This is a genomic window from Sorangium sp. So ce367 (assembly GCF_051520455.1).
GTDB lineage: Bacteria > Myxococcota_A > Polyangia > Polyangiales > Polyangiaceae > Sorangium > Sorangium cellulosum_B.
In genome coordinates, this window is the sequence record NZ_CP150334.1 from 3157219 (window position 1) to 3181848 (window position 24630).

Genomic DNA, 24630 nt, shown 5'->3' on the forward strand with positions numbered 1-24630 from the left:
TTCTGGGCGGGGGACGCGCCGCGGCGGTCTGGCGAGTGGCGCGGCCCTCGACGCGCCCGCTCGCCTCCTTCTCACGATGGCTGCGCGAGGCTGATCTCGCCGTCCGGCTCGATAGGCAGCTCGATGGTGAACGTTGTTTCTGAACCTGGCCGGCTGTGAAGATGCACGCGCCCGCCATGCGCTCGTACGATCTCCCGAACAAGGTACAGGCCGAGTCCGAGGCTCTGCGCTTGATGAATCCCCGTCGCGCGCTCAAACGCCTCGAACACGCGCCGCTGGTCGGGCTCAGATATCCCGATCCCCTGATCGAAGACCGAGAGGCGAGCGACGGCCCCATCCGCGTCGGCGACGATCCGAACCGGCTTTCCAGCTCCGTACTTCAGGGCGTTCGTCAGCAGGTTCGTCGCGACCTGCTCGAGCCGCAGCCGATCCCACTGGCCCCAGACAGCGCATATCGCCTGGACGTGGAGCGCACATCCTGCCAGCGCCGCCTGCTCGCTCAGCCTCCCGACGACGTCCCGCACGAGCGCCGTCAAATCCACCGGTTCACGCGTCAGGACGAGCCGCCCCACCTGGACGCGCGAGAGGTCGAGCAGGCTGTCGATCAACACGTTGAGTCGACCGAGCTGACGCTTGAGCGACGTAAGCGAGGACGACAACCAGGACGAGGATACCGTCTCTTGATGCTTTATCGATCGCGAGAGCGCGTCGAGCTTGAGATGGACGCCTGTCAGCGGCGTCTTCAGCTCGTGGGCGAGGATCGCCGTGCGCCTCTCCGCGGCCTCTGCCGCCGCCCGCGCCCCTCGCTCCCTGGCGAGCAAGAGCGCGTGCTCGAGCGAGATGGCCGCTTGCGTCGCGAGCAGCTCGAGGGCGAGGAGCCGCTCGGGCGTGAACGCGTGCGTGGTGAGGTTGTTTTCGAGGTAAAGCAGGCCGATCACCTCGGCCTGCCGCAAGATTGGAACGCAGAGGATCGACCTCGGCTTCTGTCGGACGATGTGCTCGTCGTCCGAAAACCTGCCGGCCTTCGTGGCGGCATCATCGAGGAGCACCCGCTCTTTGGTGAGCCGCACGTAGTGGAGGAGCGAGGCGGGGACGAGCGGCGAGGAGGACACCGGCAACGAATGCAGGACCTTCGTCACGGTGCCTTGTCGCTCTTCGATCGCGGCTTCCGCTTCGATCGTCAGATCACTGCCCCGTACGAGGATGAGGCAGCCCTTCTGGGCACCTCCCTGCTCGAGGACGAACTCGAGCAGCGTTCGCAAGAGCTTCTCCAGGAGGATCTCGCTCGAGATGGTCTGCGACGCCTTGACGACCGAGAGCAGGTCGAGGTGCTCGGCGCGCGCCGCGAAGGTGGCGGTGGGCGCGAGCGGCCGTTGCTCCAGGAGCTGCGGATACAGCGTCTCGAGCTGCTTCACCTTGCCGTCCGCCCCCCAGCGCACGTAGCAGGACCGGGCCTCGCGCAGGTACGTATCGGCGATTCGCTCGAACCCTCGCGCTCGGTAGAACCGAGACGCGAGCTCGTAGGCGAGCGCTTCATTGTGGACGAAGCCGCTGTCGCGCGCCGAGCGGATGGCCTCTTCATAGAGGCGCATGCCGTCGAGGTCCCTGCCCTCGATGCGCGCGACCTCGGCTGACACCAGGGCGTAGCGGCTCTGGAAGTTCTCGGGGCAGTTGTCGGCCCAGAGCTTCAGCTTCCGCAGTTGCTCCTCGAGGGTCTGCGCGAATTGCCGCCGCTGCTCCTGAGGTGCCTGCGCGTGGAGCGCCGTCAGCGTGAGCGCGTGGTAGAAGTGATGCGCCGCCTCCATCGCCAGAGACGCCACCTGGTGCTGCATCAGCGCGGCGCTGGCTGCGGACTCCAGCGCTTCGGCGTGCCGTTCATGGGTAAATGCCGCGATCTGCTTCATGATATGAACAACGGCGATTCCGAGGCCGAAGCCCGCCTTGTTGAGGATCGCGATGCTGTTCTCCTCGTCGAAGGCGCCGTCGCAGAAGCTCGTGGCTGCCTGCGTCGCTCCCTTCAGGCTCGCCGCAAACTGCTCTTCGAGCCGGACTACATGGTACACCACGTCGTTGTGGGTCTGCCGGGCGAACGCGGTGTACTTCCGCGCGACGTCAATGACGCGATCGAGCGGGTCGCCGTTCTCCAGGAGAAGCCATACCATGTTGTACGTCAAGTAGCCGGCGCAGATGAGATCTCCAACGTTGAGGCAATCGAGGAAGGCCTGGTCCATGAGCGGGAGGCTCGTCGCGTAGTGCCTGCGCCAGAAATTGACGACGCCCGCGTGATGAAAGAGCAGCTTCCCCTTGAGCTTGGTCGTGACGCTCTTGAACCTTTCATTCAGCCTGAGCGCCATCTCAGAGAACTGGAACGCGCATGGAATGTCGTCCAGGATCGACACCACCACCATGGAGTAACAACTGTAGACGAACGAGGACTCTTCGGCGTGTCCGCACCGCAGGGAGACGTTCACTCCCTTGGCGGTGAGCAGGGCCCAGAGCGCCGGTCGCACGGAGTAGATGAGGGGGCTCGATTCGGCGACCAGACCGATGAGCGCCCGCACGCTTTCGTCCGTGGCTACGGGCGCGTCGACGAGATCGGCGATGCGACGCCCGCGCAGGTTGATCGGGACCTGGCGGATCTCGGCCTCCACGGCCGCCTGGATCTCCTCGTCGATATCCGGGAGCGTCACCCCGTAGAGCCGCAGGGCCTCGAGCATGACCGTCGCCGCGTCGCAGTGTCGTCCGGCCATCTGATAGAGCCGCATGCGCAGCCGGTAGGCCCTGGCTCGGTCGGGGGTCGCGTGGGCGTTCTGGAGAATCAGGTCGACCAGCTCGTCGGCCCGCTGGAAGTCGCCGGCGAGGTACTCGCATTCTGCGAGCTCCAGGTAGAGCGTGAACGTGTCCTCGTACCGTGCGCTCCAGGCGTCCGGGGGCAGCAGTGATGTCGCCTGGGCCAGGTAGCCGCGAGCCGAAGCGAAGGCGACCGAAGCCTTTGCCTTGAGCCCTGCCAGGAGGTTGAGCCGGCAGAGCGCCTCCCTCTCGCGTGGGTCGGTGAGGAGGTGGGCGCCGTAATTGAGCTGATTCGCGACGTCGAAAGCTCGCTCCTCGAGGGACTCTCTGGGCAGATGCGACACGAGGAGCCGGCCGATCTTGAGATGCACTACGGCCCGCTGCTCCTCCGGGATGAGCCAATAGGCCGCCTCCTGGACGCGGTCGTGGAGGAACTTGTACGTGCCTTCCTGGCGGAGGACGAGCCCCACGCAGACGGCCTCCCAGACATCCGCGTGCAGCTCCTCCTCCGAGCGGCCGTACGCTGTCGTCAAGAAGCCGACCTCCGCGGCGTGCCCGAGACAGGCGAGCTGCTTCAGCGCTTCCTGCGTGCCAGCAGGGAGCCGCGCGAGCTTGTCGACCATCAGGTCGACCACGTTGTCGGTGAAGCCTTTGGCGCGGATCTTCGCCATGTCCCACCGAAAGGCGCCCGCATGCGAATCGAATTCGATCAGCCGCTCTTCGTAAAGAGCGATGAGGAACTGGATCGCAAAGAAGGGGTTGCCGGCCGTCTTCTCGTGGACCAGGTCCGAGAGCGGCGCGGCGTCTTCATGCCGGCAGCGAAGCATGTCGCTGACGAGCGTGGCCAGGTGCTCGCGGGAGAGCGGGCCGAGCACGATGTCCCGGACGCGCCCGCCCTCCCTCCTCACGTTGTCCAGCGCCCTCATGAGCGGGTGCGAGGGGGGCACCTCATTGTCGCGATACGCACCGATGACGAGGAGGTGGCCCGTCTCGGGGTGCGTCATCAGATCCTGGAGGAGCTCGAGGCTCGCCGAATCGGCCCACTGGAGATCGTCGAGGAAGAGCGCGAGAGGGTGCTCCTTCTGGGCGAACACCCCGATGAAGTTCCGGAAGGCGATACGAAACCGGTTCTGCGCCTCGACCGGCGGCAATTCGGGAGCCGGCGGTTGCCGGCCGATGACGAGCTCGAGCTGCGGGATCAGCTCCACGATGAGCTGTCCGTTGACCGTAAGGGCCTCGAGCAATCGCTGCTTCCAGGCCGCGATTCCCCTGCTGTCGGCAAGGATCTCGAGCACGATCTCCTGAAGTGCTTGAACGATCGTGGAGTAAGGGATGCCGCGCTTGGACTGGTCGAATTTTCCCGAGGCGAACAATCCACGCCCCCGGATAACAGGCTTGTTCAGCTCGTGAACCAGCGTCGACTTGCCGATGCCGGAATAGCCGGATATTAGCACCAGCTCAGGAGATCCGGTGTCGAACACGCGCTCGAAGGCGCCCAGCAGCGCCGCGATCTCCTCGTCGCGCCCGTAGAGCTTCTGCGGGATCTCGAGGCGGCCCGACGCGTCCTGCTCGCCCAAGGGGAAGGGCTTGATGCTCCCACGGCAGGTCCATAGCTCGAAGCACCTTTCCAGGTCACAGCGAAGGCCGCGTGCGGTCTGGTAGCGCTCCTCGGGCATCTTCGCGAGGAGCTTGATCACGATGCGCGCGACCGCCTCGGGCACTTCGGGGACCACGTCGGACGGCGCCGCGAACGCGCGGGCGATGTGACCATGAATCCATTCCAGTGGATCGCGAGCCTGGATTGGGAGCTTTCCCGTGAGCATCTGGTAGAATGTGACACCCAGGGAATACAGATCGCTGCGGCTGTCAATCCCTCGGTTCATCCGCCCTGTCTGCTCGGGCGATATGTAAGGTAGTGAGCCCTCGATGAGGCGCGCTGGCTGCGCGGCCTGCTGGTCGCGGGGGAGCCGTGACGCGAGCCCGAGATCGGCAATCTTCACCTCGCCGGTGGTGGAATTGACGAGGATGTTGGCGGGCTTGAGATCTCTGTGGACTACGCCTCGCTGGTGAATGTCGGAGACGGCCCCTGCGACGCGAACAGCAATGTCGAGGAACCTGCCGATCGCCATCGGCGCCCCGAGCAGTCGATCGAGCGGCTCCGCGCCGGAGTCTTCCATGACGAGGGCGAGCCTCCCCTCGTACCTCTCGAGGGCGAGGGGCCTGACGACGGTCCCGACATCCAGCGTCTTGCCCGTCTCGTACTCCCTCTTGAGGCGATCGAGGTCCTTCGGCCGGCAGCTTCGTGGGTCGAGCACCTTGAGGACCACCGGGTGGCCATCGGCGTTTCGAACAGCGCGGTACACGGCAACCCCGCGGCCCTCGGCAACGGTTTCGCCGATCGTGTAGGGAAAGTGAGGGGGCGGGCTCGTCATGCGGGCGCTCGGTGAGGTAGCCGCGGCAGCGGCAGCATGAGCCCTCCCATGACGGAGTCTAACACTTTCTGACACCCACCATGGCGAGCCTTGCAGGCCAACACACCCGCTTTCGCCTCCAGCGGCGGCCTCGGCCGCGTGCCGTACCAGAGGCGCCGCCGCCGAGCAGCCGCCGCCAGATGCCACTCCTCTCATGATGCCAGGAGCTCCAACAATGTTCCGAAGGTCAAGAACCTCGTAACGATCGCCGGAGCCGGGCTCGGATCGAAGCCGGGCCGCACGCGCACGGCCCGACGTGCGGAGCTATGGATAGCTGACGGTGATCTCGGCGAGGAAGGTCCTGCCGTTCTGCCGGCTCGTGGCCGAGAGGTAGCTCTCCGCGGCCGGGTAGTCGTACCGCGTGTCCATCGCGTTGTAGATGCCGATCACATAGCGGCTGTGGAAGCGCTGGAGCTCCCCTGACACCGTGAGGTCCGCGACGATCGCGCCCGCTGTTTCGTCGGCCGAGCTGCGGCCGATGCGCCGGGGCGCCTCCAGGTTGATCCGGAGCGCCGCGGCGGCGAGCCGCTCCACCACCGGGACGACGCCGCGAAACGACGCGAGGTGCTCCGGCGCGTTGATCAGCCGCTCGCCGCGCCTGAGCTCGCCGCGCTGGTAGCCGTACGTCGCCGCGAGCATCCAGCCTTGGCGCCACTCGCGGCGGAGCTCGACGTCACACCCCGCCACGAACGCGTCTCGACGGCTGTTCACGTAGCGCACCACGCCGGGCACGCCGGGCCTGTCCTCGGCGGAGGTGATCCGGTCCGACAGCTTGCTCGCGTGAACGGCGCCGAGCGCCGTCCAGTCGTCGCCGAGGCGCTGCGAGTACTCGATCTCGGCGGAAGCGATGGACTCCGGCTTGAGCACGAGGCCCCGCTCGGGGTCGACGGCGGGCACCTGCGTCTTGCCGTCGGTGTAGAACTGCTCGGAGATGCTCGGGGCGCGGAAGGCGCGTCCGCCCATGATCTTCAGGACCCCTCCCGGCGCGGGCCGGAGGATGACCGCGGCGCGCGGCACGACGATCGGCGCGAACGTGCTGTAGACGTCGAGGCGCGCGCCCCACGAGAGGCGGACCCACGGGGCCGGCGAGCTGTCGAGGATCAGGTAGCCGGCGCCGAAGCGGTACGGCACGGGCTTCGTGTGCGCGCGGCCGTCCGCGAGCACGCTGCTCAGCGTCGCCTCGGAGTGCTCCTGCACCTCGCCGCCGCCGGTGACCCTCAGCCAGGGGAGCGGCGTCCACGCCGCCCTGAGCTCGCCGCCCAGCCAGGTGCCGTGCTGCTGCTCGAAGATCGTCCCCTCCTCGAACGCATAGGCGCCGTGCCAGACGAAGCGGTTCACGTGGGCGCGCGCCATGAGCTGAAGGTCGGGCGTGAGCCGCGGCTCGAAGCGCACCTCGGCCATCATGTGCGCGTCCTCGTAGCTCGTCCCGAGGTCGTTGAGCCGCGTGCCCACGTAGCCGATCGGGACGAGCTGCTCGCGCGCGTGGTACATCCACTGCGCCGTGAACGGCCCGTACCAGGCGCGCCCGGACGTGCCGCCGGCCCGGAAGGTCTCGGCGCGCTCGGCGATCTGCACGCGCGGGCCCTCGCCGGGATCCCGCAGCGCCACCGGGACGTCGAACCCGTCGGAGCGCGCCCCGGAGACGCTCGCCTGCACGCCCGCGTCCCTGCGGGCGTTGTAGTGGAACCCGGCGCGCGCGTGGCCCACGCCGTCGTAGTAGGTGCCGGCCGCCACGTGCGCGCTCGTGGGCTCGTCGCGCCCGCGCGGGACGAGGTTGACGATGCCCGAGAGCGCGCCCGTGCCGTAGAGCAGCGAGCCAGGGCCGCGGACGACCTCGATGTGATCCACGTCGTGGAGGTCGTCGCGCGCGTCGGAGCCCACGAACGAGGCGTTCAGCACGTTGTCGTTCGTCGAGTGGCCGTCGGAGAGGACGAGGAGCCGGTTGCCGTAGTCGAGCGGCTCGCCGAGCCCGCGGATCCCCGCCGAGTAGACGACGTGATCGTTCGAGAGGTAGATGCCCCGCGTGCCGCGCAGCGCCTCGGCGATGGTCGGGTACCCGAAGGCGCGCAGCTCGTGCTGCTCGATGACGCTGATGGATGCGGGCGCGTCCTCCAGGCGCTCGAGGACGCGCGAGGCCGACGACACCTCCCGGAGCGGCGCCAGCGTGACGTCGCGCAGCTCCGCCTGCTGGCCGGCCGTCACGTCGATGGTCCGCTCGACGGGGGCGAAGCCCCGCAGGCTGACGCGGACGCGGCGACGGCCCACGGGGACGCCCTGGATCACCGACGGCGTGAAGCCCATGGGGCGGCCGTCGATCTCGACGAGGGCGTCGGGCTCGTCGGCGCGCACGAGGATCGAGCCGGTGAGCGGGCTGAGCGTCGCCGTGATCGGCACCGTCTCGTGCGCGGCGACGGTCAGCGGCTGCGGCGCCGCCTCGAAGCCCGGGCGCGAGAAATGGAGCACGTGGCGGCCCGGCGGCAGATCGAGATCGCACGGGGCGGTGCAGGCGGGCGGGGCGCCGTCGTGATCGACGTGCACCGTGGCCTCGCTCGCGCCGCGCACGTCCACCCGCACGGTGCCGACGATGCGGCGGAGCACGATGAGGACCTCCTTGCTCTGCCCCAGCTTCACCGGGACGTCGTCCACGGCCACGGGCTCGTAGCCCGCGAGCTCGACGAGGATCCGGTAGCGCCCCTCGGACATGGCGAGCCGGCGCGGCGCGGTGCCGCGCGCGCCGAGGTCCTTGCGATCGACGTAGATCCTGGCCCCCGGCGGCGACGTGACGATCTGGAGCACGGCCACGCGCGGCGCGATCCGCTGGAGCGCGGCCTGGAGCTCGGCGACGACCTCCGGGTCGGCCTCGCCCTCGAGCGCGTCGTCGTAGTACCGGTGCGCGTCCGCGAAGCGGCCCAGCTCCTCGTAGGTGAGCGCGATGTTGAAGACGACGTTGCGGTTCGGCACGAGCCGGTTCGACGCGAGGAAGTGCTCGAGGGCCGTCTGGAACTGCCCCTGCTTGTAGAGGTCGCGGCCCAGGTCGAAGTGGAGGTCGGCCTCGTCGGCCTGGCCCTCGCCGTCGGCGCGGGCGGCGGGGGCCTGGAGCAGGGCGCCCGCGAGGAGGGGCACCGCGGCGAGCCTCCACCGGCGAGCGCGCGTGCTCGAGGGCGCTCGACGCATGCAGCTAGCGGTGCTCGCGCAGGCGCGTCGCCTTCGTCGGCGCCGGCTCGCTGCTGGCCGGGTACGGCGACGACGGCGCGAGCACCGCGCGCGGGCGGCCCGCCCTCGCCGAGCCGAGCGGCGCGAGCGCGGCGCCGGCCGTGGCGAACCCGCTCGCCGCGGCGGCCGCCGCTGTGGGCGGCGAGGCGACCTCCGACGGCGGGAGGGACGAAGGCCCGGGATCCTCGCTCGAGGGCGCGGGAGGCTCGCCCTGCGCCGGCGCGACCTGCGAGGCCGCCTCGCCGGCGGGCGGCGCGCCCGCGGCCGGCGCCGCGCCGCGCCCGAGCCACGCGGTCGCCGCCATGCCCCCGAGGAGCGCGACGAGCGCCGCCGCCGCGAGGGGCGCGATCAGGCTTCGCGGGCGCCGCCCCTGCGGATCCCCCGAGGCGACGCGCTCGCCCCGTCTGGACGGCGCCGCCGTCGGCGCCAGCGACTCGTCCGGGGGCAACGCGTGCACGGAGGGAGGTCCGGCAGCCGACGTCTGCGCGGGCGGCACCGACGGCGAGGCCGCCGCGGTGAGCGTGAGAGGAACGACCGACACCCGCGCGGGCGGCACCGACGGCGAGGCCGCCGCGGTGAGCGTGAGCGGCGCGACGGACACCCGCGCAGGCGGCATCGATGGCGAGGCCGCCGTCGCGAAGGAGGGTGGAGCGACGGACGCCTGCGTGGGCGGCATCGAGGAGGCGCGCTCCTTCGCCTGCTCGCTCAAGCTGTGCCGGGACCCGCGCGTGGGGCCGATCGGCCCGGTCAGGGTCTCGGCTTCCTCGTCGATGGCGCGCGGGCGATCCGGCGGCGGCGGCGCGTCGACGGCCTCGTTCCCCATCGCCCTGCGCAGGATGCGCGCCACCGTCTGGCGCGCGGACTCCGACGCGAGCGGCTCGAGCAGCGTGGCCAGCTCGGCGATCGTCTGGGGACGGCGCGCTGGATCCTTCTCGAGGCACATCAGGATGATCCACTCGAGCGCGAGCGGGATCTCCGGCCGGTGGCTGCGCGGGGGCACGGGCACGTCGGTCACGATGCTCACGAACAGCGCCGAGACGGACTCGGTCTCGAACGGCAGCCGTCCCGTCAGGAGCTGATAGAGCGTCATGCCGAGCGCCCAGATGTCGCTGCGGGCGTCCACCGTCCGGGTGCTGCGGATGTGCTCCGGGGACATGTAGCGGGGAGAGCCGAGCACCACGGCGGATGCGGTCAGCTGGGCGTTCAAGCCGAGCACGCCCTCCTCGGACGCCTTCGAGATGCCGAAGTCGAGCACCTTGATCAGGGTCGAGCCGTCCTTGCGGTTCGCGAGGAAGAGGTTGCCCGGCTTGAGGTCGCGGTGGACGATCCCGAGCGAGTGCGCCTCGGCGAGCGCCTCGCAGGCCTCGATCACGTAGCTGACCGCGTGCTCCACGGGCAGCGGGCCCCGCGATTCGAGCAGCGCCTCCAGATCGATGCCATTCAGGTACTCCATCACGAAATAGGGCAGATCGTCGTCGGTCTGCCCCACATCGATGACGCGGGCGATGTGCTCGCTGGCGATCGCCGCCGCGGCCTGCGCCTCCCGGAAGAAGCGCTCCGTGGCGCCGGGCGTGGTGCGCCCCTCGGGCAGCAGGAACTTCAGCGCGACGCGGTGGCGCAGCGAGATGTGGTGCGCCGCGACGACGATCCCCATGCCGCCGCGGCCGAGCACGCGCTCGACGCGGTACTTGCCGCCGACGACATCCCCGACGCGCGGAATCCTGCGCCATGAAGCCGGTTCCGCCGCGTCCGAGCCTGCGTGGGCCATCGGCCGTCAGTATACACCAGCACCTCTGGGACCCGGCACAATCTCGGCCGCCCGCCGGCGCCGTGTGTGATACGCCCGCTCCCAGCCCCACCCGCGCTGTCGGGCGGCGATCCAGGCGGGGTGTGGCGCCGCGCGCTCGCAGCAGCGGTGGCGCGGCGAGCGGTGGCGGACGCGGCAGGGGGCGCGCGAGCCGGCGGGGCCGGCCGAAATACGCCGAGCGGGCTCCGGCATTGCGCACCGCGTGGTGGTTCGTCTTCCGTGGATGACGCGCATTGCTATGGTGGCCACCGGTCTCTCAGCGAGGTCTCATCGTGAATGAATTCACCGTGATAGGCCCCCTCCTCGGCGGCGCGCTCATCGGCGTGGGGGCGTCTCTCCTGCTGCTCTTCAACGGGAGGGTCGCTGGCATCAGCGGCATCGTCGGAGGGCTGCTCTTCCGGAAGCCAGGAGATACCGCCTGGCGCGCGGCGTTCGTCGCGGGCCTCCTCCTCGGCGGCCTCGCGCTCGTCGCCGCGCATCCGGTCGCCTTCCCCTCGGCGGGGGGCGGCGGCTCGCTCGGCCTCGTGATCGTCGCGGGGTTGCTCGTCGGCTGGGGCGCGCGGCTCGGCAACGGGTGCACGAGCGGCCATGGAGTCTGCGGCCTCAGCCGTCTGTCGGTCCGGTCGCTCGTCGCCACGCTGACGTTCATCGCGACCGCGGCCATCACGGTGTACGTCAGCCGGCACCTGCTCGGGGGGGCGCGATGAAGCAGGGCGCAGCAGCGTTCCTCGCTGGCTTGCTGTTCGCCGTGGGGCTCGGCGTCTCCGGCATGACCCAGCCGTCCAGGGTCATCGGCTTCCTCGACGTGGCCGGCGGCTGGGACCCGAGCCTCGCGTTCGTGATGGCCGGCGCGGTATCCGTGCACTTCCTGGCCTACCGCGTCCTTCGCTGGCGGCGGCGCGGGGGCGGCGCCGACGCGGCCGGCCTTGCCCGCGCGCCGCTGTTTCCCCTCCTGGCCGACCGCGCGGACGTCCCGACCCGCGCCGACATCGACGCGCGCCTCGTGGCTGGCGCCGCGCTGTTCGGCGTCGGCTGGGGTCTCGCCGGGTACTGCCCGGGGCCGGCGCTCGTCTCGCTGGCGACCGGATCGCGCGCCGTGCTCGCGTTCGTCGCGGCGATGGCCGCCGGCATGGCGATCGAGCGTTTCGCCTCGGCCAGGGCGAGGGGCGAAACAAGCGAGCAGACGACGGAATGAACGGCACGTGAAACAACGCTTGTGACGGGCGGAACGGCGCACGACGCGTGTCGCGCCGGACGGAACATCGTGTGTCGCGCCGGGCGCCGAGCGTCACGGGTGCGCCGCGAGCCGATCGGGATCTGCAGGCCAGAGCAGGCGGCGCGCGTTGTCGCGGTAGATCTTCTGCAGCACGGGCGCGGGCAGGTGCATACCGTAGATCCTCCAGGACCCCTGGCGGCCGTTCGCGGCCTCGGTATCGAAGTAGTCGTCCTCGGTCTCGAGGAAGCGCGCATAGACCTCGTAGCCCGCCGTCTTGGCGCTCTTGAGGTCGGTGCCGAAGAGCACGCGATCCTGGTAGCGCACGAAGAAGCGGTGCGCAGCGCGCGGCTGCCGGCCCAGCTCGCTGATGCTGGCCGACATGTCGACCTGCAGATTGGGGAAGCGAGCGAGCCAGCCCGCGAGCTGCTTCAGGTCTTCGGACGAGCTGGCCATGTGCGCGCCCACGAAGGTGACGTCGGGGTGGCGTTCGATCACGCGGTTGCGCTCCTCGAAGAGCCGCGCGCGTGTTGGAAAGCGCGTCCGGTCTGCGAACGACCAGCTCGGGAACTCGTGCAGCTCGTGCCAGCGCTCGTTCTTCGCGTCCAGCGGGGCGAAGAACGCCGCCGGGTCGGCCACGTGCCAGAGCACGGGCCGGCGGTGGCGCGCGCACGTGCGCCAGACCGGCTCGAGCTCCGGGCTGTCGAGCGCGACGCGCCGGCCCTCGGGCGTGCGCACCGTGAGCCCGAGCTCCTTGAAGATCTTCAGTCCCTTGGCCCCGGCCTCGAAGTCGGTCGCGAGCTGCGCGGCCACGCGCTCGCCCCAGCCCGGCGCGCCCACGAGCGTGAGGTCGAGGTTGGCATAGGTCAGAAAGCGCCCCGGATAGGCGCGGTCGAAGCGCTCGAGCTCGCGCACCAGGCGCTTGCCCGAGGAGCCATCGAGGTTGACCAGGGTCTCGACGTGGAACGCGTCCATGCGCGCGACCTCGGCCGCCACGTCCACGACACGGTGCAAGTGCGTGTGGACATCGACGGCGGGCACGGCCAGGTGGGTGATCGCGGTGCGATCGAGCGCCAGAAGCGGTACGGGCTGCCAGTCCGCGAGCCGCAGCGCCCCGATGTCGGCGGGCCGCGACGGCGCCGCGCATGGCGCTGCCGGGCCGTGAGCGCACGCGGATTGCAGGAGGAGAACGAGCATGAGCGCTGCGATGTCCGCGCTGGACACGAGGCGGCCTCTGGACGCGAGCATGACCGAGCATAGCGCGCAGGAGGCCGCTCTCGGTGAGGAGCGCCTCGGGGCAGATCACCGAATTGACATGAGTTGCTGCGGGGCGCAGGCGGAACGGAAGGAGGCAACGTGAGTCGCCTTCACTTGGCTCTTGGTTGCGCGGTGTTCATGGTCGCAGCGTGCGGCAACGATGTGCACGAGGCGGGCCCGACGGGTGGTGGTGCCGGCAATGGCTCTGGAGGCAGCGGTGCCGGCGGATCCGTCGCGAACAGCTGGACGAGCGCGCCAGGCCAGACATCCTACCTGGTGGTGGACGGCTATGCCGGGGCCGAAGGCAGCTACACCCTCTCGGTCGACTGCGCGTGTCGATGATCTGACCGCTCCCATCGCGCCGGTCCTGCCCGTCGCGCAGCGATCCGCGAAGCGCTCCTCGGCTAGCGGGAGGGCGCTCCCCCGGCGGCCGCGTCGGCACGCACCGGCGAGAGCTGCCTCTCTGCGCTCATCTTGCGGATGCAATGGCCGAGGGCAGCTCGAAGGTTCTGCTGGGTGTTGATCTGCGAGAGGTCGAGCCCCAGCGCGACCATCGTCTGGGCGACGTTCGGCTTGATGCCCGCCACGATGCCCTCTGCGCCGAGGAGCCGGATCGCGGTGACGAGCTCGATGAGGTGGCTCGCGACCTGCGTGTCCACCATCTCGACGCCGGTGAGATCCAGGATGGCGAAACGCGCCTGCTTCTCGACGATGCGCCCGAGCAGGCTCTCCATGATATCGGCCGTCCGCACGCTGTCCATGATGCCCACCATCGGGAGCGTGAGCACGCCGCTCCACACCTCGATGATGGGCATCGACAAGGTGCGGATCACCTGCCGCTGGTTCTCGATCTGCTGGAGCTGCGACCGGAGCTCTGCCTCGGCGTTCTTCGCCTCCGTCACGTTGAGCGAGATCCCGAGCACCCCCTCGATCTCGCCGGCGTCCCCCCGGAACGGCACCACCCAGCTCTCCCAGTGATAGCCGTGCACCTCCTCGTAGGAGTGAGTCTGCTCTCCGACGAGTGAACGCCGCACGCTGTCGGTGATCGGGTAGCCTTTGTACAGCTCGAAGACGCTCATCCCGACGAACTGGTTCGGCTCGATGTTGCACTGCCTGAGGCCCTTGCCTTCGCTGAACAGCAGGACTCCCTCCCGGTCGGTCGTCCAGATGCCGATGGACACGTGCTCGGCGAGGTGGTCCAGGACGCGCGCCTTGAGGTTGTTGCGCGGGCTCGGCTCCGGGGTGCGGGTGAGGACGCCACGGAGCGAGCCGTACACCGCGTCGCCCGACGGCGACCGGGTCGCGCTGCACGCGAGCGTCCTGCGGCCGCCGTGCGCGTCGCGGAAGCACACGGCCAGCTGCACGGGATCGCCGGACGCCCGCAGCCGGCCCCAGGCGGCCTCGAACGAGCTGGCATCGGCCTCGTCGTCGACGAGCGATGCGAGCGTTGCCCCCCGCGCCGCGACCGGCCCCAGGGCGCGCTCCAAGGCGCCGCTGATCCGCCGCAGCCGGCCATCCAGCTCTGCCACGAACAGCATGTCGGGACAGGACGAGAAGAACGCCTGGAGCGAGTCTACAGGAGATTCCGGGTCTGCCACATGACCTCCCGCCCTATGGCCGGCAACATCCCATGGTACTTATCAGAGGCCCATCGCGCATGTGAAGCGCGTTCGAGCGAGCATGCCGCGAGCCCGCCTGCCCCTGTCGGTTGGGGCACAGTGTGCTTGTCGTACCATGAAGGCCCCCCTGCCTGCACCTCACGGCGCTCCTCGCTGGCGCCTGCGGAGGTGGCGAGGCACCTCGCTCGGGTCCCACCATCTCCCGCCGGGGCCGGCCCCACGCCATAGAAGTCGCGCAACGCGCTCGAAAGCGACCGGACGACCAGCTCGTTGCCGCCCTTCCGACGAACGGTCACACGCAGATCGAAGTCACCATAGGACGCAATCTCTTCGGCGAAATCCTCGACGTGCCGGCCAAATTTCCGCGCCTGACGTGCGTATACGGTCACGAGCGTCGCGTGGCTCTCCGCGTTTGTGCGCTTCAAGTACAGTCCAACGATGCCGAGCACCAGAAGCACCATCGTCGCTCCCCAGGCCAGATTGGGATTCACGGTGGCGACATCCTTGAATGCACCCTGAGTCGGCCCGGCGATGGAAGATCCCGGCGTCCGTCCCGGCGCCGCCTTGGCTCGTGCACCAGGCGCCGCGCGCTCCGAAGCTGGCCTCAACGCGCTGCATCCACGCGCAGGCGCGGACGTGAACGCCGCGGTGCGCCCACATCGTGCGGCGATCCACGCTCATGACAGCGACAGAAGCGCCGATCCCGGTGTCACGCGATCGATTCAATGAAGTGGTTGACAGCGACCGACCTCTTCTGATTTAGCACATCGGGGGCATCGTTCACATAGGGAGGGCGGGACGTGCTATTGAAAATTGACACGGCGCTGCGGACGGACGCCGGCGCGGTGGCCGCCGATGACGGCTATGATGCCGTGATCGTGGGCTCCGGGATCGCCGGCGCGATCGTGGCCAACGAGCTAAGCCGAGCAGGAAAGCGGGTGCTGCTGCTGGAGGCGGGGGCGGGGACGAACCGGTCGATCTCCGGCTATGAGTCCTATCTTGCCAACTTCTTCGCGGCGTCGTCGAAGGACAACCAGGCGCCGTTTCCCGAGAACCCCAACGCGCGGATGCCGCGCAGCCCGGAGCTCCGCAAGCTCCAGCCCGGCGAAACCGACGCGGCTCCCTACGTCGTGCAATCGGGACCCTACGTCACCGACACCAACTACACGCGCGTGTTCGGCGGGACGACCATGCACTGGGAGGCGAAGACCCCCCGCATGTTGCCGGACGACTTCAAGGTCCGCACGCTGTTCGGACAGGGCATCGACTGGCCGCTGAGCTACGAGGACATCGAGCCCGACTACCAGGTCGCCGAGCGCGAGGTCGGCGTCTCCGCCGACGTCGGGGAGCAGACGTACCTGGGGCTCCGCTTCCCCGAAGGCTACGTGTACCCGATGAAGGGCTTGCCGCTGTCCTACCTCGATCAGAGGGTCGGCAAGGGCATCGACGGCACCGAGGTCAAGCTGCACGACCAGGCGTATTCCATCCGGATCCGCGCGTACCCGCAGGCCCGCAACGGAGTTCCCAACCCCGCCTACGACGGCGGCAAGGGCTACGTGCCGGTGGGCGCCGTCAACACCCATCAGGTGGAGGAGGGGGAGCGCTGCCAGGGCAACACCAACTGCGTGCCGCTCTGCCCGGTGCAGGCGCGGTATCACGCCGGCAAGACGCTGGCGAAGGCGCTGGAGACAGGGCGGGTCGACCTGATGGTCCAGGCGGTCGCCTCGAAGGTGGTGATCGATCCCGAGAGCGGGCGCGTCACCGCGCTGGAGGTCAAGGTCTACAAGGACCCGCAGTCGTCAGAGCACGAGACGGTGACCGTCAAGGGCAAGATCTTCGTGCTCGCCGCCGGCGCCATCGAGACGCCGCGGCTCCTGCTGGCCTCCGGCGTCCGGAGCAGCAGCGGGCTGATGGGCCGCAACCTGATGGACCACTCCTACCTGCTGAGCTGGGGGCTGATGCCCGAGGTCTGCGGGACCACGCGCGGCACGAGCTGCACCGGCGGCATCATCGACCTGCGCACGGGGCCATTCCGGCGGAGTCAGGCGGCCTTCAGCGTGGACATCCACAACGACGGCTGGGGGTGGGCGACGGGCTCGCCCTTCACGGATCTGGCCGAGCTCGTGGACCAGCACAACCACTTCGGGGACGAGCTGCGCCGCGGGCTCGTCGACCGCATCTCGCGCCAGCTCCTGTTCGCGTTCATGCTCGAGGTGCTGCCGAGCGAGAGCAATCGCGTCACCGTCGATCCGCGCTACACAGACCGCCTCGGCAACATGCGCCCGGTGGTCTCCTTCACGGTGCCGGAGTACACGATGCGCGGCGCCGCCTACGCGCGGCAGTTCGCCAGGACCATGTTCGCGCGCCTGGGCGTCGTGGATTTCTCCCGGTACGACCCCGGCGACTACGGCTATGTCGCCTACGAGGGCGAGGGCTACGCCATCCGGGGGGGCAACCACCTGGCCGGCACACACATCATGGGATTGGACAAGCGCACTTCGGTCGTCGACACCGACCAGCGCTCCTGGGATCATGAAAACCTCTACCTGGTCGGCGCCGGCAGCATGCCTTCGGTCGGCACCGCCAACGTGACCCTCACCCTCGCCGCGCTCTGCTACCGGAGCACGCGCGCGATGCTCAAGCAGCTCCACTGACGCGAGGTCCGCCCATGATCAACTCCAGACGATCCGAACCTCCCGCGCCGCGCAACAAGATCGAGACCCTCACCGAGCTGCACCATTACCTGCAGCACGCGCTCCAGCTGGAGCACGCGACGATCCCGCCGTACCTCGCGGCGCTCTACTCGATCAAGCCGGGGACCAACCCGGATGCCGTCCACATCCTGCGCGTGGTGGCGGTGGAGGAGATGCTCCACCTGACCCTCGCGGCGAACCTGCTGAACGCCGTCAAGGGCGCGCCCGATCTGACGGTCAAGGGCTTCGTGCCCAGCTACCCCGCCTACCTGCCGGACGGCGAGACCGACTTCCAGGTCCACATCGCCCCCTTCGGCATCGAGGCCATCGAGACCTTCAAGAAGATCGAGCGGCCGAAGAAGGCAGGCGGGCGGCTCGTCCGCAAGGCCGCCCCGGCCGGCGCCACGGTGCTGGGCGCGCACCCCGAGGACTCCGAGATGCAGTACTACAGCATCGGCGAGTTCTACGCAGCGATCGAGGACGGCCTCGTGCGCCTGGAGGCGGAGGCGCAGGCTCGGGGCGAGACGATCTTCACCGGCGATCGCGGGCGGCAGATCACCCCGGAGTACTACTATTCCGGCGGCGGCGAGCTGCTGCCCGTGATCGATCTGGCGAGCGCGCGCCGGGCCATCCGCCTTATCATGGAGCAGGGCGAGGGCACCGAGTCCAGCATCTACGACCGGGAAAAGGAGCTGTCGCACTATTACCGCTTCGAACAGCTCACCCAGGGGCGCTACTACCAGCCAGGGGACCAGCCGGGCCAGCCGACCGGGCCGGCGTTCACCGTCGACTGGAAGGGCGCATATCCCATCAAGACGGACGTCAAGCTGGCCGAGCTGCCGGCCGGCTCCGAGCTGCACGACATGGCGGTGGCCTTCAACCGCGCTTACGCGAAGTTCCTCGAGACCCTGACGCGGGCCTACAACGGCGAGCCGGCGCTGCTGATGAGCGCCGTGCCGCAGATGTTCGAGTTCCGCAACCTGATCACCCAGCTGATCCGCAACCCGCTGCCGAACAGCGAGTTCACCGCCGCGCCGACCTTCGAGCTCCACCCTGACGCGGACGCCCCTGCCGCGGTCGCCGGCGCGAGCGCGGCGTCGAGCCGCCTCGATCGATTCCTCGCCTTCTCCGCGGAGGTGACCGCCTTTGCCGTGTTCGATCTGCATGGGACAGGACAGGCCGAGGCGTATCTGAAGTCCGCCGATGATGTCGTCGGCGCCGCCGTGGTGGACGAGCTGCTCGCGATCCACGGCGGGGCGGGGCAGGGGAGCGACCGCCAGGCGCGTGACGCCTTCCTGCGCCGGGAGATCTTCGGCCACGAGAAGCTCGGGCCCATCGCCCGCAACATCATCAAGATGTGGTATTCGGGCGTCTGGTACGAGCTGCCCACGGCCTGGACCGAGGCCTACGGCCCCGCGCCGAAGGACGTGACGTTCGTTGTCTCGCCGTCCTCGTACGTGGAGGGGCTGCTGTGGACGGCGATCGGCGGTCACCCCGCCGGAGCCAAGCCGCAGGGGTTCGGGTCGTGGGCCGATCCGCCGCGCATCCCGTCCTCCGAGGACACGCCGGCGCGCAGGTCGCTGCCTGTCGTCGGCGAGCGATAGCGCGCCGCGGGGGGGCAACGTGGTGTCGGGAGGGATCGGCCGAGTCCGAGGCCGACCGAGGGCCCGTCGGCGAATTCGAGGGTTGCGTCGAGCCGGTTCGGTAGGCGATAGAAGTCCCGGAGGAGGAGCGCATGGTCGGGATGGGGAGGGAGATCTGCGGCGACCTGAGGATCGCCGAAGACCGCGAGTGGCTCGTCACCAACGGCATCGGCGGCTATGGCTCCGGGACGGTGGCCGGCTCGCTCACGCGCGGCTACCACGGGCTGCTCGTCGCCGCCCTGCGGCCGCCCGTCGATCGGCGGCTGATGCTGGTCAAGGTCGACGAGACCGTCACCTACCGCGACGCGGCCTGGGACCTCGCGACCAACCGCTGGGCGAGCGGCGCCGTCGCGCCGAGCGGCTTCGTCAACATCGAGCACTTCGCGCTCGAGGGCTCGATCCCTTGCTGGCGCTACGCCTGCGCCGACGCGCTGCTCGAGAAGCGCGTCTGGATGGAGCACGGCAAGAACACCACCTACGTCGCCTACACCGCGCTCCAGGCCCGCGAGCCGTTGCGCCTCACCGCGCGCGCCATCGCCAACAACCGCGTCTTCCACAACACAGGCACCGTCGCGTGGCCGGCCGAGGTCAGCGCCGCTTCGGGCGGCGTCCGCGTCGTCACGGCCGGCGACGCGCTGCCGCTGTTCCTCAAGCTGGAAGGCGGCGCGGCCACCCCCGCGACGGAGCTCTACCGCGGCTTCGCGCTCCCGGCCGAGACGGCGCGCGGGCTCCTCGATCGCGACGACCACCTCCACGTCGCGACCTTCGAGGCGACCCTCCTGCCGGGCGAGACGGTGGTGTTCCTCGCCGCCGCCGGAGACGGCACCACCGCTGTCGATCCGGAGGCCCTCCCGCGCCGCCGCGCGCGCGATCGGGCCCTCCTCTCGGCGTGGAGCGGGGCGCGGCCGCCGGGCGCGGCCGCCGCCCCCGGCTGGGTCTCGCAGCTCGTCCTCGCCGCCGACCAGTTCATCGTGGACCGCGCGCAGGCCCCCGGCGGCAGCCCCGGCAAGAGCGTCATCGCCGGTTATCCCTGGTTCGAGGACTGGGGCCGCGACACGATGATCAGCCTCCCCGGCCTCGCGCTCTCGACAGGACAGGCGAGCATCGCCGCGCCGATCCTCCGCACGTTCGCCGCCTTCGTGGATCAGGGGATGTTGCCCAACCGGTTCCCCGACGGCGCCGCGCACCCCGAATACAACACGATGGATGCCACGCTCTGGTACTTCCAGGCCATCCGCGCCTGTCACGAGGCGACAGGCGACGACGGGCTCCTGCGCGATCTGTTCCCGGTGCTGCGGGAGATCGTCGACTGGCATATCCGGGGCACGCGTTATGGGATCCAGGTTGACCCGGGCGACGGCCTGCTCCGCGGCGGACAGGACGGCGTCCAGCTCACCTGGATGGATGCCAAGGTTGGCGATCGCGTGATCACGCCGCGCATCGGCAAGCCGGTCGAGATCAACGCCCTCTGGTACAACGCGCTGCGGGCGATGGTCGCCTTCGCCGCCCGCCTCGGCGAGCCCGCCGAGCCGTATCAGGGGATGGCGGCGAGGGCCCTCGCGTCCTTCGAGCGCTTCTGGAACGAAGCTGCAGGCTATTGCTACGACGTCCTCGATGGGCCCGGCGGCGCCGAAGCGGCGCTCCGGCCGAACCAGATCTTCGCCGTGTCGCTCCCCGAGAGCCTGCTCTCCCCCGAGCGACAGCGCGCCGTTGTCGACGCGTGCGCGCGGGCGCTCCTGACCTCGTATGGGCTGCGCTCGCTCGCCCCGTCGGATCCGGCGTATCAGGGGGTCTACGGCGGCGATCAGGAGCGCCGCGACGCCGCTTACCACCAGGGCATGGTCTGGGCCTGGCTCATCGGCCCGTTCATCGAGGCGCACCTCCGCGTTTATGGCGATCCCGACGCAGCCCGCCGGCTGCTCGCGCCGATGGGCGACCACATCAACGCCGCCGGCCTCGGCTCGATCAGCGAGATCTTCGATGGTGACGCCCCCTTCGCGCCGCGCGGCTGCATCGCTCAGGCGTGGAGCGTCGCCGAGGTGCTCCGCGCCTTCACGCTCCTCGACCAGGCGGCGTTGCCCGGAGCTCTATCGCCGTGAGATCCTGATCATCACTCGCCCTTGCAGACGTCTGCGCAGGTGCTTGTCGCATCACTGCACGCGAAGGACGCGCAGTCCGAATCGGCGGAGCAGGGCGCGCCGGCGGCGCCGAGCGGCGCGCACGAATCGCCCTCGCACGCCGTGCCGTCCGCGCAGTCCTCGTCCGACGCGCATGGGCCGCCCGCCTGCTCGCGCGCCTGGCACGTCCCGTCCTGGCTACAGCGAAGCTCCTCCTGGCAGTCAAGGCTTCCCTTGCACGATTCGCCCATGGCGAGCCGTGGCGCGCACGTCCCCGCGTCGGGCGGTGAGGGCTGGTCGCACCGGAGCGCCTCGTCGCAGTCGAACCTCGACGAGCATGGCTCTCCGGCCGCAGCGCTCGCTTTGCACGCCGACGTCGCCTGCCCGCTCGCGTCGACGGTGCGCACGCAGCGGTCCCGGGCGCAGTCCCAGTCGTTGCCGCACGTCCCGCCCTCCGGCACGGCGCCGTCCCACGCCTCGCGGCAGGACGGCGTGAACTTGGCGTTCACCCCCAGAAGCACGCCCAGTACTTCAATCTCGGCGCAGGGGGCCGCGTCCACCTCGGCGAGGCACGCCCCCGCCTTCTCCGGGACGAAGGTGCCCTTCACCTCGCCTCCGTTGCTGACGGCGACGAGGATCGCCTCGAGCTGCGAGGCGCACGCGTCGGCGGAGCTCGCGTCCAGGCCATGCGCGGCCCGGGTCGCGGCGTCGCAGCACGTGAACGTGCGGTCGCAGAGGGCCTTCGCATAGCTGGAGAGGAAATCGCCGCCTGTCCGCGCCGGCGCATCGTCGTCCCCGCATCCGGGCACGGCGGACATCGCGGCGGCGACGGCCGATAGGAGCGTCGCGAACAAGGCAGATCGATGCATGCGCATGAAGAACCTCCTTGGCCCGATCGTAAAGGGATCGCCGGAGCCAAACCAGCGTGAGCACCATGACGAGCTTCGGAATCTTCTCGCTGGTGGGTGTCGAGATGGTTGGCTGTTACACGAGACCCAGCTGAGCCGGCGCCGGGCGAGCGCGTCTGTTGCGCCCCTTCAGTCGTCGTCCGCTCCTCCGGGCTGATCGCCGCCCCGCGCGGGCGAAAGCGGCCCGTCGCGGAGCTCTTCCAGCACCTCCGCGAGGCTCGACGCGACGTCGGCGAGCGCCGCGTTCACCCGGTCCGCGTGTGTCCTGAAGCTCAGGATGCACATCCGCAGCAGGAACCGCCGCCCGGCCACCACCCCCGTGAGCAGCACCCGCTGCTTCGCGTTCACCCGCGCGAGGAGGCGCCGGTTCAGCGCGTCGAGCGCCGGCCCGTCGTCGACGCCGGGCGGGCGCGCCCTGAAGGCGAGGAGCGACAGCTCGGGCTCTGCCACGACCTCGAGATGCGCCATCTGCCGGAGCGCGTCGGCCGCGCCGCGCGCGAGCGTGAGCTTCTCGTCGAGCTCGGCCCGGAAGACGGAGGCCCCATGCATCTTCAGCGGCAGCCACACGCGCAGCCCGCGCGCGTCGCGCGACAGCTCGGGGCTGATCGCGCAGAAGTCCACGAGATCGTCCTCTGCCTGCATCGGCGGCATGTACGACGCGGAGAGCGCGTGCGCGCGCCGCAGCGCCTCGCGATCGCGCACCGCGAGGCAGCCCGTCCCGTACGGCAAGAAGAGGCTCTTGTGCGGGTCCAGCGTCACCGAATCGGCGCGCTCGATCCCCCGCATCGCCGCGCGCCCTCGCTCGGTGAGCGCGAAGAAGCCGCCGTACGCCGCGTCGACGTGCAGCCAGAGGCGCTCGGCCTCGGCGAGGCCGGCGAGGGCGGGCAGATCGTCGATCGCGCCGGTGCCCGTCGTGCCCGCGGAGGCGACGAGGAGGAAAGGCGAGAGGCCGCGCGCCCGGTCGCGCGCGACCGCCTCCGCCGCCGCGTCGGCCCGCATGCGAAAGCGCCCGTCCACCGGGATCTCGCGCACGGCCTCCGGCGGAAAGCCGGCGAGGAGCGCGGCCTTCGTCACCGAGTGGTGCGCTTCCTCCGAGGCATAGAGGGTCCCTCGCAGGAAGTCCGGCGGGAGGCGCTCGCGGCGCGCGGTGATCACCGCGACGAGGTTCGCGAGCGAGCCGCCCGTCGTGAGAATCCCCCCGGAGCCCTCGGGCAGGCCGAGCATGGCGCAGAACCAGGCGATCACGTTCGCCTCGATCTGCACGAGCAGGGGGGCGGCCTGGAAGACGCCCACATACCTGTTCACCGCGTCCGCGATCAGATCGGCCACGGCCGCGTGAAAGAGCCCGCCGCCCGGGATGTACCCCATGTAACCGGGGGACGCCGTGTTCAGGCTCATCGGGATGAGCTTGCCGAAGAGCTTCCGGAGGAGCTTTTCATAAGGCACGCCGCGCTCCGGCAGCGGCTCGCGGAGCGAGCGCGCGACCCGCTTGCCTCCCCGCGTCGCGTGCATCGGCTGCTCCGGCAGGCTCTCGATGTGCTGGACGATGCGGTCCATCGCGAGCTCGACCATCTCGCGCATGGCGTCGCCCGGCAGCTCGAGCGGGTGGGGACCTGACGGCGGGCGTTTCGGGCGGGCCAACGCGCGCCATCCTACGTCATCGCGCGCTCCACGGCGGGCGGCGTTCGGGGCGAAGACGTCGCGAAAACGTCCGGCGAGGCGAGCCGGCTCGTCAGGAGGGCGCCGGCCTGCGATCGACGCCCGAGCTGGATCCTCCGCGAGCTCGCCGGAGCGTCACGCGCGTCCGTACCCTCGTTGTCCATGAACCACCACGGCGCGCATCTCGCGCTCGGCGTCTTGCTCCTTGATGGTCTCGCGCTTGTCGTGGCTCTTCTTCCCCCTCGCCAGCGCGATCTCGACCTTGGCCAGGCCGCTCTTGAAGTAGAGCCGGGTCGCGACGGCGGTCATCCCCTCGCGGGCGATCGAGAGGTCGATGCGCTCGATCTCGCGCCGGTGGAGGAGCAGCTTGCGCGCGCCCTTCGGCACGTGGCCGAAGGCGGCGCTGGCCATCGCGGCGATGCTCACGCCCTGCAAGAACACCTCGCCCCGGAGGACCGTGCAGAACGAGTCGGTCAAGTCGGCCTTGCCGGCGCGAAGCATCTTCACCTCGCTCCCCTTGAGGACGATGCCCGCCTCGAACCGGTCGCCGAGGTCGTAATTGAAGCCTGCGCGCTTGTTGCGCGCGATCAGCGTCTCGCCAGGCCTGGCCTTTTCCTTCGGCACGACGGCATCTTAGCACGACACCGCCCGCGCCCCGGCGACCACGGTTCCCGCCGGCCTCTGTCAATCGCAGCGGCAGTAGAGGCACCCAGGGTGGTGCGGACCGGTTCCGCAATATCCAGCCCACCCGGTATTACTGCACGTGCAGGGGTCATGAGGGCGGAGACAGTTGTCCAGCTTGCACGACTGGTCTGGCGCTTCGAACGGCGAATCGACGCTCGAGGTGTCCGCCGATGCGCCGTTCGCCGGAGCTTCGGCGGATGCCAGATTGTTCGTCGCAGGCTCCTCCACGTGTGCCGCGCGGCCCGCGGCGCCAATCCCTATCGAGGAGAGAAGCGCCACAATCGAGATGATCCATCGCGTGTTCATGGTCAGTTCTCCTGCGCACGGCGTTTGTCGCTCATCGGTGCGCGCGATGGGAAACGTTGATAATCGCCGCGTTTCAGCGGCGAGCGCGCCTCATCGACGCTGAACAAGTTGAGCGATGGGCCCCTGATCGCAAGTGGCCGCGCGAGCGCGGAGGGCGTCCGAGGGCGGATCGAGAGGGCAAAAGGGCTCCGCCGGGAAGACAGGGAGGATCCACGCGGACGATGGGTCGCGAACTGGCGATGCCACAGCG

General features: G+C 69.9%; 14 protein-coding genes and 1 pseudogene. 6 read left to right on the forward strand and 9 right to left on the reverse strand.

The window, feature by feature from the left end; translation table 11 throughout:
- Positions 1 to 71: 71 nt before the first annotated feature.
- The 3 genes from WME97_RS12320 to WME97_RS12330 all read right to left on the reverse strand — a co-directional run bounded on the left by WME97_RS12320 (position 72) and on the right by WME97_RS12330 (position 10242).
- Positions 72 to 5222 carry an AAA family ATPase gene (locus WME97_RS12320; RefSeq protein WP_437552096.1) on the reverse strand — a complete coding sequence of 1717 codons (5151 nt, stop codon included), beginning with the start codon at positions 5220 to 5222 and terminating at the stop codon, positions 72 to 74.
- 303 nt (positions 5223 to 5525) lie between these two features.
- Positions 5526 to 8384, reverse strand: a complete 2859-nt coding sequence (locus WME97_RS12325; RefSeq protein ID WP_437552097.1) for a TonB-dependent receptor domain-containing protein — start codon at positions 8382 to 8384, stop codon at positions 5526 to 5528.
- Positions 8385 to 8439: 55 nt separating this feature from the next.
- Positions 8440 to 10242 carry a protein kinase domain-containing protein gene (locus WME97_RS12330; protein WP_437552098.1) on the reverse strand — a complete coding sequence of 601 codons (1803 nt, stop codon included), beginning with the start codon at positions 10240 to 10242 and terminating at the stop codon, positions 8440 to 8442.
- Between the two features lie 311 nt (positions 10243 to 10553).
- Between WME97_RS12330 and WME97_RS12335 the strand changes: the two genes are divergently transcribed.
- Both WME97_RS12335 and WME97_RS12340 read left to right on the forward strand, forming a co-directional pair.
- Positions 10554 to 10988 (forward strand): YeeE/YedE family protein, encoded by a 435-nt coding sequence (locus tag WME97_RS12335; RefSeq protein WP_437552099.1) that lies wholly within the window; start codon positions 10554 to 10556, stop codon positions 10986 to 10988.
- Complete coding sequence (locus WME97_RS12340; RefSeq protein WP_437552100.1) at positions 10985 to 11476, forward strand: DUF6691 family protein; 492 nt, start codon at positions 10985 to 10987, stop codon at positions 11474 to 11476. The genes WME97_RS12335 and WME97_RS12340 overlap by 4 nt, the downstream gene beginning before the upstream one ends.
- A gap of 93 nt (positions 11477 to 11569) precedes the next feature.
- Here WME97_RS12340 and WME97_RS12345 read toward each other — a convergent pair whose 3' ends face one another.
- Positions 11570 to 12742, reverse strand: coding sequence for an amidohydrolase family protein (locus WME97_RS12345; protein ID WP_437552101.1), 1173 nt, complete (start codon positions 12740 to 12742; stop codon positions 11570 to 11572).
- A gap of 108 nt (positions 12743 to 12850) precedes the next feature.
- Between WME97_RS12345 and WME97_RS12350 the strand changes: the two genes are divergently transcribed.
- Positions 12851 to 13093: a hypothetical protein gene (locus tag WME97_RS12350; RefSeq protein ID WP_437552102.1), complete on the forward strand. Its 243-nt coding sequence runs from the start codon at positions 12851 to 12853 to the stop codon at positions 13091 to 13093.
- A gap of 62 nt (positions 13094 to 13155) precedes the next feature.
- Here WME97_RS12350 and WME97_RS12355 read toward each other — a convergent pair whose 3' ends face one another.
- Both WME97_RS12355 and WME97_RS12360 read right to left on the reverse strand, forming a co-directional pair.
- Positions 13156 to 14349, reverse strand: coding sequence for a PAS domain-containing protein (locus WME97_RS12355; RefSeq protein ID WP_437552103.1), 1194 nt, complete (start codon positions 14347 to 14349; stop codon positions 13156 to 13158).
- Positions 14325 to 14861 carry a hypothetical protein gene (locus tag WME97_RS12360; RefSeq protein ID WP_437552104.1) on the reverse strand — a complete coding sequence of 179 codons (537 nt, stop codon included), beginning with the start codon at positions 14859 to 14861 and terminating at the stop codon, positions 14325 to 14327. The genes WME97_RS12355 and WME97_RS12360 overlap by 25 nt, the downstream gene beginning before the upstream one ends.
- A gap of 315 nt (positions 14862 to 15176) precedes the next feature.
- Here WME97_RS12360 and WME97_RS12365 point away from each other — a divergent pair, with 315 nt between their 5' ends.
- The 3 genes and pseudogenes from WME97_RS12365 (at position 15177) to WME97_RS12375 (ending at position 20805) form a co-directional block, all read left to right on the forward strand.
- Positions 15177 to 17024 carry a GMC family oxidoreductase gene (locus tag WME97_RS12365; RefSeq protein ID WP_437555368.1) on the forward strand — a complete coding sequence of 616 codons (1848 nt, stop codon included), beginning with the start codon at positions 15177 to 15179 and terminating at the stop codon, positions 17022 to 17024.
- Positions 17025 to 17038: 14 nt separating this feature from the next.
- Positions 17039 to 18148, forward strand: a pseudogene (locus tag WME97_RS12370) (ferritin-like domain-containing protein); the annotation flags it as partial.
- A gap of 650 nt (positions 18149 to 18798) precedes the next feature.
- The gene (locus WME97_RS12375; protein WP_437552105.1) at positions 18799 to 20805 is read left to right on the forward strand and encodes an amylo-alpha-1,6-glucosidase; all 2007 of its coding nucleotides are present in this window, start codon (positions 18799 to 18801) and stop codon (positions 20803 to 20805) included.
- A gap of 11 nt (positions 20806 to 20816) precedes the next feature.
- On the opposite strand, the gene WME97_RS12380 is transcribed toward WME97_RS12375, so the two are convergent.
- The 3 genes from WME97_RS12380 to smpB form a co-directional block, all read right to left on the reverse strand.
- Positions 20817 to 21698 carry a hypothetical protein gene (locus WME97_RS12380; RefSeq protein ID WP_437552106.1) on the reverse strand — a complete coding sequence of 294 codons (882 nt, stop codon included), beginning with the start codon at positions 21696 to 21698 and terminating at the stop codon, positions 20817 to 20819.
- A gap of 162 nt (positions 21699 to 21860) precedes the next feature.
- Positions 21861 to 23372 (reverse strand): pyridoxal phosphate-dependent decarboxylase family protein, encoded by a 1512-nt coding sequence (locus tag WME97_RS12385; protein WP_437552107.1) that lies wholly within the window; start codon positions 23370 to 23372, stop codon positions 21861 to 21863.
- A gap of 153 nt (positions 23373 to 23525) precedes the next feature.
- Positions 23526 to 24014, reverse strand: a complete 489-nt coding sequence (gene smpB / locus WME97_RS12390; RefSeq protein WP_437552108.1) for an SsrA-binding protein SmpB — start codon at positions 24012 to 24014, stop codon at positions 23526 to 23528.
- Positions 24015 to 24630 lie beyond the last annotated feature (616 nt).

Excerpts from the sequence above, each read along its gene's own strand:
- WME97_RS12320 (WP_437552096.1), bottom strand. The coding sequence starts at position 5,222 with ATGACGAGCCCGCCCCCTCACTTTCCCTACACGATCGGCGAAACCGTT.
- WME97_RS12330 (WP_437552098.1), bottom strand. The coding sequence starts at position 10,242 with ATGGCCCACGCAGGCTCGGACGCGGCGGAACCGGCTTCATGGCGCAGG.
- WME97_RS12340 (WP_437552100.1), top strand. The coding sequence starts at position 10,985 with ATGAAGCAGGGCGCAGCAGCGTTCCTCGCTGGCTTGCTGTTCGCCGTG.
- WME97_RS12345 (WP_437552101.1), bottom strand. The coding sequence starts at position 12,742 with ATGCTCGCGTCCAGAGGCCGCCTCGTGTCCAGCGCGGACATCGCAGCG.
- WME97_RS12375 (WP_437552105.1), top strand. The coding sequence starts at position 18,799 with ATGGTCGGGATGGGGAGGGAGATCTGCGGCGACCTGAGGATCGCCGAA.
- WME97_RS12380 (WP_437552106.1), bottom strand. The coding sequence starts at position 21,698 with ATGCGCATGCATCGATCTGCCTTGTTCGCGACGCTCCTATCGGCCGTC.